Here is a 13568-nt window from a genome sequence, read left to right on the forward strand (position 1 = left end):
GACTCCAGTCCGATGGGGGATGTGCCATCCGGACGACGGCCCAACAAGTGGCGTACCCGTTCCGGACATCGCCAACCCGGAGCCGCGTGGTCTCGGACCGGAGCGAGACCACGGCAGGGTCGGAGCGAGGATGGCTGACACCTCCACCGACGGTGACCTCGACGCCATGGGCGACCTGCAACGGCTACGGGCGCTCGCCGGAACCGGGCCGTCCGACGCTCCGGACGACGGGATGCAGTTCATCGCCCGCTGGACACGCAGGGCGCCGGGCGTCCCGCTGGCGGTGGTGTCGCTGATCCAGGCGGACCACCAGATCGTTCCCGGGCCGTCCGCAGAGCCCGGGCTCCCCTCGTTCTCCCGGGCCGCCGTGCCGTCGTGGGAGGTGTGCCGCCGCGTCGTCGCCACGGGGGGACCGGTGGTGATCACCGCTCCCGGACCCGATGCTGCGACCCGAACCCACCCGGACGCCGGGCCGGGGTCGTCGCTGCGGCCGAGTCAGCGGCTGCTGCTTGGACGTCGAACCGGTCGACGACCACGGCTGCCGCCCTGGTTCACGCTGTTCCTGATCTGACCGCTACGTGTCCTGCCTCAGGTGAATTCGGGACCTCCGACTCGGAGCCGATGATGCAGTCCAACGCGACCCGCAGGGCTCGTTGTGCTTCCGTGGCGGACAGGCTGCTCATCAGCACGCGCATGGCGAGGCCGTCGGCCGTGGCCACCAGCAACCGGGCCTCGTCCCGGGGATCTCGGAGGTCGGGCGCAACTGTCCGGAGGAGTCGCGTCGCCTCGCGTTCCTGGCCGTCTTTGGCCTCGGCCAGGAGGCTGGCCAGGGTCGGGTGGTTGATGCTGGCGGCGACGTACTGGTGGAACAGCGAGACGCCTGCTCCGGCCCCTTCCGCCCGCGGGATGGGGTGCCCGATCAGGTGCAACAACGCGGCACGATCCTCGACGTGCTCGGTGGCGTCGGCATGGTGTTGCGCTGCGTCGGACAGCATCGCCTCCAGGCTCACTCTGAGGAGCTCGTCCTTGGTTCGGAACCAGTATTGGATCCGGCCGACCGAAACGGCGGCGGCCGCAGCGACCGTACGCATGGACACCGCCTCCATGCCCTGCTCGGCGATCACCCGCCACACCGCCCGGACGATGGTGGATCGACGATCGCCGGTGCCCGTGTCGCCGCTCACGTCACCAGCCTACCAATACGGTCGTATCGAAACACGGGTAGGCTCTGCCTCGTGATCGATACGACCGTATTTTCCGAGACCTCCACGAGCGGCAAGCCGCGTCGACGGGAGCGACGACACCGGTCGTTGAAGGTCCTCGCGGTCCTGACGGTCGCCTGGTTGGTGATCGACAAGGCAGCCTCGATCATCCAGCCGGCGTCGACGGTGGGCCATTGGCGTAGCCACGAGGGTTTCGAGTCCTATCGGACCGCCTACGACGAGGTGATGGCGACACTGCCGGCGCCGACCCGAACTCACGACGTCCACACCGAATACGGCGCCGTTCGGGTCTACGAGTGGGCGGCCGGCAACGACGCTTCGGCTTCCCGATCCCCCGTAGTGCTGCTGCCCGGGATCCGTTCGGGTGCTCCGATGTGGGGAGAGAACCTGATTCACTGGATCGGGCAGCGCACGCTCTACGCCATGGATGCGATCGGCGACGCCGGGATGTCGACTCAGGCGATGCCCTTCACCTCGTTCGACGACCAGGCCGAATGGGTGGAACAGGTGCTGGTCGGCTTGGATCTCGAGCGCGTGCACGTGGTGGGACATTCCTTCGGCGGCGCCATCGCGGCCGTCCATTCACTCCGGCATCCGGGCCGGGTGGTCTCGCTGACGCTGCTCGAGCCGGTGATGGTGCTGCGCGGGTTGCCCGCGTCGACGTACCTGTGGTCGGCGCTGTTGCTGTTGCCCATGCCGCAGTCGTGGAAGGACTACGCCCTGGCGGAGATCGGTGGTGTCTCGGTGGCCGAGGTGCAGGAACGAACCCCGATGTCCGTGATGATCGACATGGGATCCCGGCACTACGCCTCGGTCACCCTGGTGCCGCGGAGCCTCACCGACGACGAGTGGCGATCGACGTCCATGCCGGTCCGGATCGACCTCGCGAGCGACACGTCCCTCGCCGGTGGCGCCGCCGCCGCGGACCGGGCGCGCAGTCTGGGCATGGAGCCGGTCACCGTCTGGCCTCGGACCACTCACTCCTTGCCCGTACAGGTTGCCGAGCAGCTCGGATCGGAGCTGGACCGGTACTGGGAGCAGCACGACCGGTGAGCCGGCCCCCGAGCCCGACCGCCCTCGCCGCCACCACAGGAATCGACGCCGCACCCTGCTACTGGGCAGGCCCTCGCCGGGCGGGCTGGATGCTCCGGGCTGGGCTTGCCATCCCGCCGACCTCACTCCGGCCCACCACTCGGCCGTCCGCGCGGTCGGCCGACAAACGGATCAGTCCTTGGTCGTGGGTGTTCTCTGTGACCCGGCCGGGTGGGCGGCGGTCACGAAGCGGGCATCGGGAGCGGCCGGGGACAGTCGACGGAGCACGATGCAGATGGCCGGGTGGAGCTTGCATTCGACGTGGTCGACGAGCGTGCGGGCGCGTCATCCGGTTCGGACGCCACGGCGGGTCGCGACGGCGAAGAACTGGCGGACCGATCCCGGCACCCACAACATGGCGATGATGGCGACGTGGAGCACGTCCCCCGCGATCGCCCACCAGAGATACCCGGGACCGCGCGTCGCCGAGTCGAGGCTGCCGAGTGTGGCCAGGACGAGCGCGATGGTCAGCGCGACCCGAGCCCATCGCCGGCGCCGCAGCGTCATGGCTCCGAGCCAGGTGACGAGCACGGCGTAGACCAGGTGTATCGCAGCCGCGTACGCGACAGCCGCCGATGCCCAGCTCTGCACCTCCGAGGGAGGCAGCGACGGATTCTGCCGCTCAACGGACGCGGCCGTCGCGGCCGGATCGAGCACCATCGTCACCGGTAACGCCACCAGCACGACGAGCAGAGCGACGATGACCGCCGGAAGCAGGCGAAGCGGGGTGGGTGAGGACGCCGTCCTGGTCAACGCGTGACCTGCCCGCCGCCATCATCGGGACGCCTACCCCAGACCGAGAACGTCAGATAGGAGTTGACGACGAAGTCGGGGTCGCGCAGGGAGGAACGCACCTCGTCCAGGTCGCCTGCCGTGACCGGACCGGTGCGCAACAACTGATCCTCGAGCTGCCGGGAGTTGATCTCCAGCCACCGCGCGCCGTCGCCACCTCCCGGCCAGGGGTCCGCACGGGCGACCGATCCGACCTCGACCAGCCCCGCGTCCCGGACCGCCTGGTAGGCGTGTACGCCCCACTCGATGTCGGCGCCCGCCTGCTCCAGCACGGCGCACAGGGCGCGATGAAAGCGGGCGAACGCTGCGCCGGTGTCCGGATCGTTGGTCGCCAGCACCTGCAGGGTGGTGCAGTCGAACTCGCCGAGCAGCAGCCACCCGCCCGGCTTCAACGCGCGGACCATCCTGGCGAGCGCTCGACGACGTTCGGGCAGGTGCAGGAGCACCAACCGGGCGTGGACCAGGTCGAACTCGGCTTCGGGGAGATCATCGGTCACGATGTCGTGCCGCCGCACCTCGACGTTTCCTCCGGCGTGCAGGCCGTCCGGCACGGTGTCGGTCACCACGACCGATCCGGTGTTCCCGACCTGCCGACCGAGCCAGTCCGCCACCGAACCGCCGCCACCACCGACGTCCAGGCACCGCCATCCCGGGCCCACACCGAGCGCCTCCAACCGCGCGAACGTGATCGGGTCGAGACACCGCTGCATCGCCTCCCGCTGCTCGCCGACGAGATCGGCCCCACCGAAGACGTAGTCGCTCATCAAACCCCCCGGTTCGGGGTCGGCGTCGTCTCGACACCGCCCTCTTGTTAACACGACTGTACTAGTAAACGTGAGCAGGCTCCACCTCGGGGCGGCACCCGGTCGGCGGGACACGACGCGGCACGCGCAGACGGGCGCGCTACCGCGGCCCGGCCAGTCCGGGGTGGGGATCGGGAACGGACGCGACGGGCAACCCGGCTCTGCCGGCGGTAACGGTCCCCTCCGCAGGCACGGCCCAGAAAGTGTCGCCAGCGCGGAATCGAGCGAGAACGGTGAGCCCGGCGAGATCTCGTCTCATGCGGCCAGATTCAACGTATAGCGCACGGGGGGACTTGCGGCAAGCCCCTCATCGACACGCAGAATCCCGTCCGTCTCAGAGGCCGATGGCCGGAACAGGAGTGGGTTACGTGCGGGTGTTGCTGGCGACATACGGAACTCGGGGCGACGTCGAACCGGTTCTGGCCCTGGCGGTGCAGCTTCAGGAACTGGGAGCAACGGTGCAGGTGTGCGCGCCGCCAGACGTCGAGCTCGTGGCCGTGGCCGAACGGTCCGGAGTGGCACTGACGACGTTTCCGAAGCCCTGGCGTTCGTCGGAGACTGCCCCGACGACAGCAGAGGAACGGGTCGTGGATCCGAGCGAGTTCGTCACCGAGCACATCGACATCACGTTCTGCCCGCTTCTCGAAGCGGCCGAACAGAACGACGTACTACTAGCCAGCGGAATGCTGCATTTCGTTGCACGGTCGGTTGCCGAGCTGACCGGGATCCCCTACCGATTTGTCGTGTTCGCACCCGTCCTGGACCTCCCACAGCGGGACGCGGTGATCGGCCCTCCGATCAACGCCCACCGGTCCTCGCTCGGACTCGCGACGATCGACGACGTCCGCAGCCTCCTGTTCACCGCCCGTCCGTGGGTCGCGGCCGACCCGACCCTGTGGCCCGTGTCGGAGCCGTCGAGCGTCGTGCGAAGCCCCGCGTGGATCCTGCCCGACGACCGGCCGCTCCCGCCCGGTCTCGAGGCGTTCCTCGACGCCGGAGAACCACCCGTGTACGTCGGGTTCGGCAGCATGCGGGTCTGCGAGGACGCCGCTGCGGCGGCCACCACCGCGGCCCGAGCCCACGGACGCCGAACGATCCTCGCCCGTGGTTGGTCCGGACTGTCCGCGATCGACGACCGGGACGACTGCACGGTCGTCGGCGAGATCAACCAGCAGGCCTTGTTCCGGCGCGTGGCCGCCGTCGTCCATCACGGCGGAGCAGGCACCACCACGGCGGCAGCCCGCGCCGGGGCACCTCAGGTCGTCGTGCCCCAGGCGGCGGACCAGTCGTACTGGGCCGCCCGCGTCACCGAACTCGGGATCGGCTCGACACACCACGGCGCACGCCGGACGACGGAGTCACTGTCCGCCTGCCTCGACATCGCGCTGTCGCCGGAGACGCGCCGACGTGCCGACGCCCTGTCCGACCTCATCCCCGTCGACGGGGCACGGACGGCGGCACGATGGCTCCTCGAGTTCGCCGCCGACCGCACGTGACCGTCGCCAACCCGGGTGGCGGAGCCGGCGAGACTTTGCTATTACAGATGTACTAACAAAGGGGTGGGTGTCGATGCGTCGTCGGCCGGCGACCGGAGGGGGTTCGATGGACAGCTGCGTCGTCCGTACGGCCGATCTCGTCGCCGATCACCGAGAGACGCTGCACCAACGCCTCACCCGGATCACGATCGTCCGGCGCGACGCCCGTGTCGGGCCGAGCCGGTCCGACATGGAGCTCCGCGCCGGCGGGCGCAGAGCCGTGATCGGTGGGGAGTGATCGATGCCCAAGCTCATCGATCACGACGATCGCAGGACGCAGCTGGCCGAGGCCGCCTGGCGGGTGATCGTCCGGGACGGGGTCGCCGGAGCCTCGGTCCGCACGGTCGCCGCGGAAGCCGGAGTGTCGACCGGGTCGCTGCGGCACCTGTTCGGGAACCACGCCGACCTGCTCGTGTTCGCCCTGCAGCTGGTCATCGACCGCGCCGTCGGGCGCATCACCTCCCTGCCGACCCGATCCGACCCCGTAGCGGCCGTGGAGGCCGTCGCCGCGGAACTGCTCCCCCTCGACCAGGAGCGTCGGGCCGAGATGGAGGTCTACCTCGCGCTGTTCACCGCAGCCAACACCAACCCCGGCCTACGGAGCACCCGGGACGCGGCGCACCAGCAGGTGCAGGACTCCTGCCGGTGGATGATCGACCGACTCGCCCGGGGAGGGGCACTCGACGCAGGCGCCGACCTCCAGCTCGAAACGCTCCGCCTGCACGCCTTGATCGACGGCCTCGCCGCACACCTCGTCTACGACGTCACCGACACCGTCCCGGACCAGGCCCTCCAGGTCCTGCACCGACACATCCAGTCACTCGCCGCTCCCGCCGCGTAGCCGTCGACCATCAGCGCCCGGCGAACAGCTCGGCGCCTCGACGACCTCACACACCACCCACGATCGAGGTTGATCCGTTGTACCCACAGTTCACGGAAGTACCGCACGCACCGGGCTGCGGCACGTGACCCGCCGTCGCCGGACGACGGCCGCGGCCAGTGCGCGCACCGGACCCGCACGCGCGACGATGCTCGTCCTGCCGGCGCTTCTCCTGAGTGCTGTCCTCGTGGTGGCGGCCTCGGGTGCCGGGCTCGCGGCTCCGCCGGGCGACGCCCCCGGGAACCCCGGCGAGACCGCCGACGACGGTCTCCGTGGACTCGTCGACCACGCTGTCACGAGCCATCTCGCCGGGGACCGGATCCCGGGCGCGGCAGTGGCCGTCGTGGCAGGCGGGAGAACGGTGTACAGCCGCGGGTACGGAGTCGCCGACGTCGAGCGGCGCACACCGGTCGTCGGGGACCGGACCGCGTTCCACCCGGCATCGGTCGTCAAGCTGTTCACCGCGACCGCCGCGAGCCAGCTGATCATGCAGGGTCGGATCGACCCCGACGCCGATGTGAACCGGTACCTCGACACGTTCCGGATCCACGACACGTTCCCGGGGCATCCCGTGACGATGAACGCGCTGCTCACCCACTCCGCGGGCTTCGACCAGGACTTCGTCGGACTCAACGACACCACCGGCGACGGTGTGGCTCCGCTCCGGGACACGCTCGCCGACCTCCAACCGGCGCGGATGCGGCCCCCGGGTACCGCGGTCGCCTACGACAACTACGGGTTCGCCCTCGCCGGGCACGTTGTCGAGGTGGTCTCCGGGATGCCGTTCGACCACTACGTTCGCCAGCACATCCTCGATCCGCTGGGAATGGACGCGACCACACTCGCCCAACCTCACCCGGACGAGGTCACCTCGTCGGTGGCCACCGGCTACCGACCGGCAGGCGACGGGTACACGGCCGCGCGCGGCCAGTACGGGCCATGGACACCGACGGGAGCCGGAGCCGTGACCACCGCCCCCGACATGGCCCGCTTCATCAACGCACAACTGACCGGCGACCCTCGCCTCGGCGAGGGGGTGACCGACCTGATGCAGCGCAGGCACTTCGGCCAGGACCCGCGGGTCCCCGGCATGGGATACGGCTTCGCGGAGGGGCAACGCGGCAGCACCCGTCTCCTCCTCAAGGACGGCGACCTCCCAGGGTTCCACAGCAACCTCGCACTGCTGCCCGAACACGGGATCGGAATCTTCGTCGTCTACAACGGCGACGGCACCGACGGCACCGCCTACCAGGACGCCAAGGACCTGGTCCTCCGGATCGTCGACCACTACATCCCACCGACCGACCCGCCGACGCCGACGGCGACGAGCGATCCGGCCCGCTACGCCGGGACCTACCGGGCATCGACCACGAGCCTGCACTCGTTGATGAAGGTCTCCGCACTGACCACGCCGGTCACCGTCGAAGCCGACACCGGTGGCGGACTCGTCACCACCGGACTGTCGGCAGACCCCGCGGCCGACCCCCGGCACTGGGTGCAGGCCGAGCCCGACCTCTTCGTGTCCGACGACGGGCAGGAGCGGCTCGCGTTCGACGAACACGGTGCGCTGGTCGGCGCCGGCCCGGAAGCCACGTCCTACGAACGACTGGCGTGGTACCAGAACCCCACCCTGCACATGATCGCCCTTGGTCTCGGCGCCACCGTCCTGATCATCTCCTTCGTGTGGTTCCCGGCCACGGCACTGCTCCGTCGTAGCCGCCGGGTGCAACCGACACGCGGTCCCCGGCTCGCCCGGCTCACCGGCTGGGCGAGCGCCGCCCTCGCCGTCGCGTTCACCAGCGGCTTCGTGCTCCTGACCTCGGACGGCAACGCGATGATGGAGGCGGGAGTCCTCGGGTCACCATTGCTCACCGCCTTACCGTTCGTAGCCTCCGCGATGATCCTGACCAGCGCCGGCGTCGTCGTTGCGACGCCGATCGCCTGGCGCAACCGTTGGTGGTCACGGCCCGGGCTGCTGGGCTACACGGTGCTCGCCGTCGCCTCCGTGGCGTTCGTGTCCGTCGCGATCTACTACAACCTCGCCGCACTCGGCGATCTGCGGGGGTCGTGACGACATCGACCGGGGCCTGGCGAGCGATCAGCGCTGAGAGCCCTCAGCGTTGTCGCAGCAGGAAGCGCTGGATCTTGCCGCTCGGCGTCCTCGGAAGCGCGTCGACGAACCGCACGGAGCGCGGGTACGCGTGCGCCGAGTAGTCGTCGCGTACGAGCTGTCGGATCTGGGCGGCCAGCTCGTCGCCCGCCTGGACGCCCTCGGCAGGCACGACGAAGGCCTCGATGATCTCGCCGCGGACCCCCTCCGGGTCCGGGTTCCCCACGACCGCCACGTCGACGACGGAGGGATGGGTGATGATGACGCTCTCGACGTCGGTCGGACCGATGCGGTATCCGGCAGCGAGGATGACGTCGTCGTCACGGGCCGTGAAGTAGAAGAAGCCGTCGTCGTCGACGCGGCCGGTGTCCGCGGTCCGGTACCACCGTCCGTCGGCGGTGAAGCGCTCGGCGGTCCTCTCCGGCGCGTCGTGGTATCCGGCGAACCACAGCAGTGGGCTGTGGGACACGTCGACGGCGATCTGACCGTCGACGATGCCTGCCTGGTAGCCGGGCAGCGGCTTGCCCATCGATCCGGGCCGGAGCGGCTCGGCCATGGCGTCGTTCCAGGCGTTGCTGATGACCATCCCGAGCTCGGTCTGTCCGTAATGGTCGCGGACCTCGACGCCCAGCGCACCGGCCGCCCAGTCCACGACGTCGGGCGTCAGGGGCTCGCCCGCTGACGAGGCTCGACGCAACGATATCCCGTCGATCCGCCCGCACTTGCTCAGTGCCCGGTAGATCGTGGGGGCTCCAGCGAAGTTCGTGACCCCGAACCGCTTGATCGTCGCGATCGTGGACTCGGGGGTGAATCCGGCGTCGAGCAGCAGGTTCCGGCGTCCGCAGGCCAGTGGACCGAGCACGCCGTAGTAGAGGCCGTAGGCCCAACCCGGGTCGGCAGCGTTCCAGAAGACGTCGTCCTCGGTCACGTCGAGGCCGAAGTGCATGTAGCTGTGGAAGGCGGCCAGTGCCCGGGTCGGGACGAGAACGCCCTTGGGACTCCCGGTCGTCCCGCTGGTGAACAGCATGACCATCGGGCCGTCGCCGCCCACCGCCGCCGAGCTCGCCAGCGGCGGGCTCGACTCGACCAGCCGGTCGAGCTCGGCGCCGACCTCGAGCACGTCCACCCCGACGGACGAGTCCAGCTTGGCTCGCTGGGACGGCTCGGTCACGACGATCCCGGCACCGGCGCCGTCGAGACGGGTCCGGATCGCCCCCGTGGCGAAGGCGGTGAACAGCGGGACGTGCACGGCGCCCAGGCGCCAGATCGCGAGCAGGGTGGTCACCAGCTCGCGGCGCCTGCCCATCAGGACGGCGACCCGATCCCCTCGGGTGACCCCCCTTGCCGCCAGGACCGTCGCCAGGCGGCGGGACGTGTCCGCCAGCTCGCCGTATGTCATGTCGTGCGCGGACAGGTCGGCTGCGACGAACGTGAAAGCCACAGCGTCGGCGTCGTGCCGGTCGCACAGCAGGTCTGCGACGACGGCGTCGGCGCGGTCGTACGTGTCGAGCAGCGCATCGACCGTCTCGTTCAGGGACGTGGTCATGTCTCCTCCGGGCCACGGGTCGTGGGTCGGGCGGCCGGGGCGGGGCGCGGACCTGCGTCCGGCCCCGCCACGACGGTCACTCGCCGACCAGCGCCGACAGGACGATGTCGGACAGCTTCTGGGAACGTCGGATGTGGTCGGTGTCCTCGAGGGCACCGGTGGTCACCATCGCGAAGCTGACGTCACGGTCCGGGTCGACCCAGAACAGGCTGGAACCGGAGCCCCACCCGCCGTAGGTCCGCTCGCTGCCGAGATTCGGCAGCGGTCCCGGGTTGATGGCCGTCCCGCGGACGAAGAACCCGAGTCCGACGGCCGCGGGCCAGGGGAGCAGGTGCCGCTGCGAGACCGCGTAGTTGAACATGGTGTTCGGTGCGTCGCCGGTCAGGTTCTTCGTGACCAGGTCCAGTGTCGCGGGCGCGATGATCCGGTGACCGTCGGCGGACACCCCGCCCCTGCGCAGCGTGTCGGCGAACCGCCAGAGGTCGCCGATGGTGGTGACGAAACCGCCGCCGGGGATCTGCGAGCCCGGGGCGAGCACCAGGCCACCGATACCGGCGACCTCGGCCTCGTGGAAGATGCCCGCGGGCGCGTTGTACCGGGTGACGACGGGCGCGACCTGCGACGGGTCCTCGGGCGGGCCGAGCGTCGTGTTCACCATGCCGACCGGCTGGAGGATCTCGTCGCGCAGAATCTGGTCCAGGGAACGCTTCTGTGGGTCGGCCGCGACCAGGATCGAGGACAGAACGGCGTGGCCACCGAGCAATGAGTAGATGACCTGGCGACCCGGTTCCGGCGTCTCCGGGAGCGCGCCGCAGACGTACTCGGTCCACTTCTCGTACCGGATCAGGTCCTCCGGCCCGAACGGAGGAATCCCGGAGAAGACACCGCCGGTGTGGGTCAACAGGTGCCAGATCTGGATCCGGTCTTTACCGCGCTGGCCGAACTCGGGGATCACCTCGGCCACCGGCTGGGCCAGGCCGATCAGACCTCGCTCGACGAAACCGAGGATGGCGACGTTGATGAACTGCTTGCTCACCGAGAACGGGATGACGAGCTGGTCCTCGACCATCGGACGTTCCTCGGCACGGTCGGCCCAACCGGCCACGTCGAGCGACACCAGCCCCGCACCGCGGCCGACCGCCACCGCGCCACCGTCGTAGTGCCCGGAGTCGATGTCGGCCTGCAGGGACTCCCCCACCCTGCGGAGACGATCCGGATCGAAACCGGCGTCGATCACGTCCACAGTCGTCATGTCGTGCACCCTTCCTGTTCCCCACCACCGTTGGCGGGACCTCGTCGAGCGCGTCGGTCGTGGCCCGAACGGCGCCGGCCACCTGCCTGGACGCGAACTTGACCACGACTCGCGCCGTGGTGACACTCTCGGCATGGCCGGCGTGGACGGGAACCCTCCGAAGAGGGGGGCGCTGGACGACACGCTGCGTCCGCTGATCGACCGGTCCCTGGTGCGCCTGCGGAAGGAGACCGGCACGTCGTTGACCTTCGCCGGCCGGGTGCAGGACACGGCGCTGGAACTGGGCTACTTCGACGGTCGCGTGGTCGGGCCCCTCCGAGGCGCCCTGCTCGACGCCGGGCACGGCCTCGGTGGCCAGGTGCTGGTTCGGCGTCAAGCCATGGCGCTCAAGGACTATCTGCGCACCCCGGCGATCACGCACGTCTATGACACGATCATTCGGGCGGAGCAGCTGCGGTCCTTGGCCGCGGCCCCGGTCATCGTCGGACGCACACAGGTCGCCGTGCTCTATTCCGCCGTCCGCTCGCCGGTCCAGGAGTTCGGCCGCATGGTGGACGCGGTCCTCACCGAAGCACGTCTCCTGGAGCAGTCGCTGGTGGTAGCCGATGTGCTTCGCCTCCTGCGTTCCCCGGAGAGCGATCGGGCCGTGACGGCGCGCCGCGACCGATGCGACAACGTGCAGCAGAAGATCGACGAGATGGCCGGGAAAGTCCCCGACAAGGACGTCAGGTTCATGGTGCGCGCCGTCGTCGAGGAACTCTCCGACGGCGACCAGGAAAGCGTGCCGGTCCGTCTGACTCCCCGCGAGAACGATGTCTTGATGCTGCTCAGTACGGGGGCGTCGAATCGCGTCATTGCCGAGCGGCTGGGAATCGGCGTACACACGGTGAAAGGTCATGTCAAGAGCATCTTGACCAAACTGGACGCCACCAGCCGTTTCGAGGCCGTGGTCGTGGGGCGCCAGCTGGACCTGTTGCCGTGACCCTGCCTCTGCCGAGGGGCCTTGAAGCGGTCCGGCTGCCGCCATTGCGCGGGGCACGGCCGACGCCGATCTGGTGCAGGCGGCCCTGACAGCGGATCGAGACGGCTCCGGTGGTGTCGATGCGGTCGCGGCGGATCCGCGGGTCCGCCGCGGCGATGGTGGTGGCCGGGGTGGCTTTCGACGGGTGTGCCTCGGCCTGGGCGCGGTGGCGGCCACGGGTTCGTCGGACGGCGGCGATCGTCGCGGCCCGCGCGCCGGTGCACACCTACGGTCGCAGTGGGCCCGAGCCGCCCACCGCTGTACATTGCTGCTCCGTGCCGACTCTCGCCGATGTTGCGCGGCTGGCGGGGGTCGGTGTCGGTACGGCGTCGCGCGCGATCAGCGGCAAAGGATACGTCGACCCGGTCACCAGGGACCGCGTCCTCGTCGCGGCGCGGGAGTTGGGCTACCGGCGCAACGCGGCCGCACGGGCGCTGCGCGAGCGGCGGTCCCGCGCTGTCGGCCTGCTCGTCCCCGACCTCAGCAACGAGTTCTACACCTCGGCCGCCGAGGTCCTGCAGGCCGAGCTGGACGCGGCCGGTTTCCAGCTCGTCGTCGCGCTGACCGGGGCCGATCCGGCCGACGAGCGGCACGCCTGGGAGACGATGCTCGACCGGCAGGTCGACGGCGTGGTCCACGTGCCGGTCGACCCCGCAGCCCCGCTTCCGGACGGACCGCCGATCGTGCAACTCAACCGGCGATCGCGGCGGGTGTCGGTGCCCGCGATCGTGAGCGACGACATCACCGGCGTGCGCGAGCTGACCGAACAGGTGCTGGCCGCCGGGCACCGCGACATCGTCGCCATCGCCGGTCCGCCCCGGCTGAGCACCACCCGTGACCGGGTCGAGGGCTACCGCCGCGCGGTACGGAAGGCCGGGCTCGGTGAGCCCGCCGACGTCGGCCGGACCGGCCCCGATCGTGCGCGCCTGATCAGCGCCGACCTGACCACCGGGGGTGGGCGGGACGCGATGCACCGCCTGGCGGCGGACCCGCCGACGGCCGTGGTGGCCCTGAGCAGCCGGCTGCTGCTCGGCGCCCTGAAGGCCTGCGCGGAGCTCGGCATCCCGATCCCTGACGAGCTGTCCGTGGTGGGCCTCGGCGACCCCGAGTGGTTCGCCATCTGGCGGCCGTCGATCACCACGTTCGCCCCGCCGCTGGCCGAGATGGGGCGCGAGGCCGGGAAGGCGATCCTGGCCGCGATCTCGGCGGACGGCGCCGCGGAGCGCCCCGCGCGGCCGCACGTCCTTCGCCTCCCCGGCCGACTACAGCTCCGCGAGTCGATCCAGCCACCCGGCTGACCCGGGACGGCGAACC

13 protein-coding genes are annotated in these 13568 nt (G+C 70.3%); 8 read left to right on the forward strand and 5 right to left on the reverse strand.

Features of this window, described 5'->3' with window-relative positions; genetic code table 11:
- Nucleotides 1-130 precede the first annotated feature (130 nt).
- Nucleotides 131-571, forward strand: a complete 441-nt coding sequence (locus EV378_RS12870) for a hypothetical protein (RefSeq protein WP_132424440.1) — start codon at nt 131-133, stop codon at nt 569-571.
- Here EV378_RS12870 and EV378_RS12875 read toward each other — a convergent pair.
- Entirely contained in the window at nt 552-1184 is a 633-nt protein-coding gene (locus EV378_RS12875; protein WP_207908652.1) for a TetR/AcrR family transcriptional regulator, read from the reverse strand. The two genes, EV378_RS12870 and EV378_RS12875, sit on opposite strands and share 20 nt — an antisense overlap.
- A 51-nt stretch (nt 1185-1235) precedes the next feature.
- Between EV378_RS12875 and EV378_RS12880 the strand changes: the two genes are divergently transcribed.
- Nucleotides 1236-2276, forward strand: coding sequence for an alpha/beta hydrolase (locus EV378_RS12880; protein WP_207908653.1), 1041 nt, complete (start codon nt 1236-1238; stop codon nt 2274-2276).
- Nucleotides 2277-2600: 324 nt separating this feature from the next.
- On the opposite strand, the gene EV378_RS12885 is transcribed toward EV378_RS12880, so the two are convergent.
- Complete coding sequence (locus EV378_RS12885) at nt 2601-3068, reverse strand: hypothetical protein (RefSeq protein ID WP_132424442.1); 468 nt, start codon at nt 3066-3068, stop codon at nt 2601-2603.
- Nucleotides 3065-3871 (reverse strand): class I SAM-dependent methyltransferase, encoded by an 807-nt coding sequence (locus tag EV378_RS12890; RefSeq protein ID WP_132424444.1) that lies wholly within the window; start codon nt 3869-3871, stop codon nt 3065-3067. The genes EV378_RS12885 and EV378_RS12890 overlap by 4 nt, the downstream gene beginning before the upstream one ends.
- 383 nt (nt 3872-4254) lie before the next feature.
- Between EV378_RS12890 and EV378_RS12895 the strand changes: the two genes are divergently transcribed.
- The 4 genes from EV378_RS12895 (at nt 4255) to EV378_RS12905 (ending at nt 8396) form a co-directional block, all read left to right on the forward strand.
- Nucleotides 4255-5406: a glycosyltransferase gene (locus tag EV378_RS12895; protein ID WP_341540441.1), complete on the forward strand. Its 1152-nt coding sequence runs from the start codon at nt 4255-4257 to the stop codon at nt 5404-5406.
- A gap of 106 nt (nt 5407-5512) precedes the next feature.
- Nucleotides 5513-5683, forward strand: coding sequence for a hypothetical protein (locus EV378_RS35320; protein ID WP_165922265.1), 171 nt, complete (start codon nt 5513-5515; stop codon nt 5681-5683).
- Nucleotides 5684-5686: 3 nt separating this feature from the next.
- Nucleotides 5687-6286 (forward strand): TetR/AcrR family transcriptional regulator, encoded by a 600-nt coding sequence (locus tag EV378_RS12900; protein ID WP_132424446.1) that lies wholly within the window; start codon nt 5687-5689, stop codon nt 6284-6286.
- Between the two features lie 124 nt (nt 6287-6410).
- Complete coding sequence (locus EV378_RS12905; RefSeq protein WP_132424448.1) at nt 6411-8396, forward strand: serine hydrolase domain-containing protein; 1986 nt, start codon at nt 6411-6413, stop codon at nt 8394-8396.
- A 43-nt stretch (nt 8397-8439) separates the two neighbouring features.
- On the opposite strand, the gene EV378_RS12910 is transcribed toward EV378_RS12905, so the two are convergent.
- Nucleotides 8440-9981: an AMP-binding protein gene (locus EV378_RS12910; RefSeq protein ID WP_132424451.1), complete on the reverse strand. Its 1542-nt coding sequence runs from the start codon at nt 9979-9981 to the stop codon at nt 8440-8442.
- Nucleotides 9982-10057: 76 nt separating this feature from the next.
- A complete protein-coding gene (locus tag EV378_RS12915; RefSeq protein ID WP_165922266.1) occupies nt 10058-11233 on the reverse strand; it encodes a serine hydrolase domain-containing protein in 1176 nt (391 codons plus the stop codon).
- A gap of 133 nt (nt 11234-11366) precedes the next feature.
- On the opposite strand from EV378_RS12915, the gene EV378_RS12920 reads away from it, so the two are divergent.
- Both EV378_RS12920 and EV378_RS12925 read left to right on the forward strand, forming a co-directional pair.
- Nucleotides 11367-12215: a helix-turn-helix transcriptional regulator gene (locus EV378_RS12920; protein ID WP_132424457.1), complete on the forward strand. Its 849-nt coding sequence runs from the start codon at nt 11367-11369 to the stop codon at nt 12213-12215.
- A gap of 314 nt (nt 12216-12529) precedes the next feature.
- Nucleotides 12530-13552, forward strand: coding sequence for a LacI family DNA-binding transcriptional regulator (locus EV378_RS12925; RefSeq protein WP_243653422.1), 1023 nt, complete (start codon nt 12530-12532; stop codon nt 13550-13552).
- Nucleotides 13553-13568: the final 16 nt, after the last annotated feature.

Source organism: Pseudonocardia endophytica, from assembly GCF_004339565.1.
In the GTDB taxonomy this organism is placed as follows: domain Bacteria; phylum Actinomycetota; class Actinomycetes; order Mycobacteriales; family Pseudonocardiaceae; genus Pseudonocardia; species Pseudonocardia endophytica.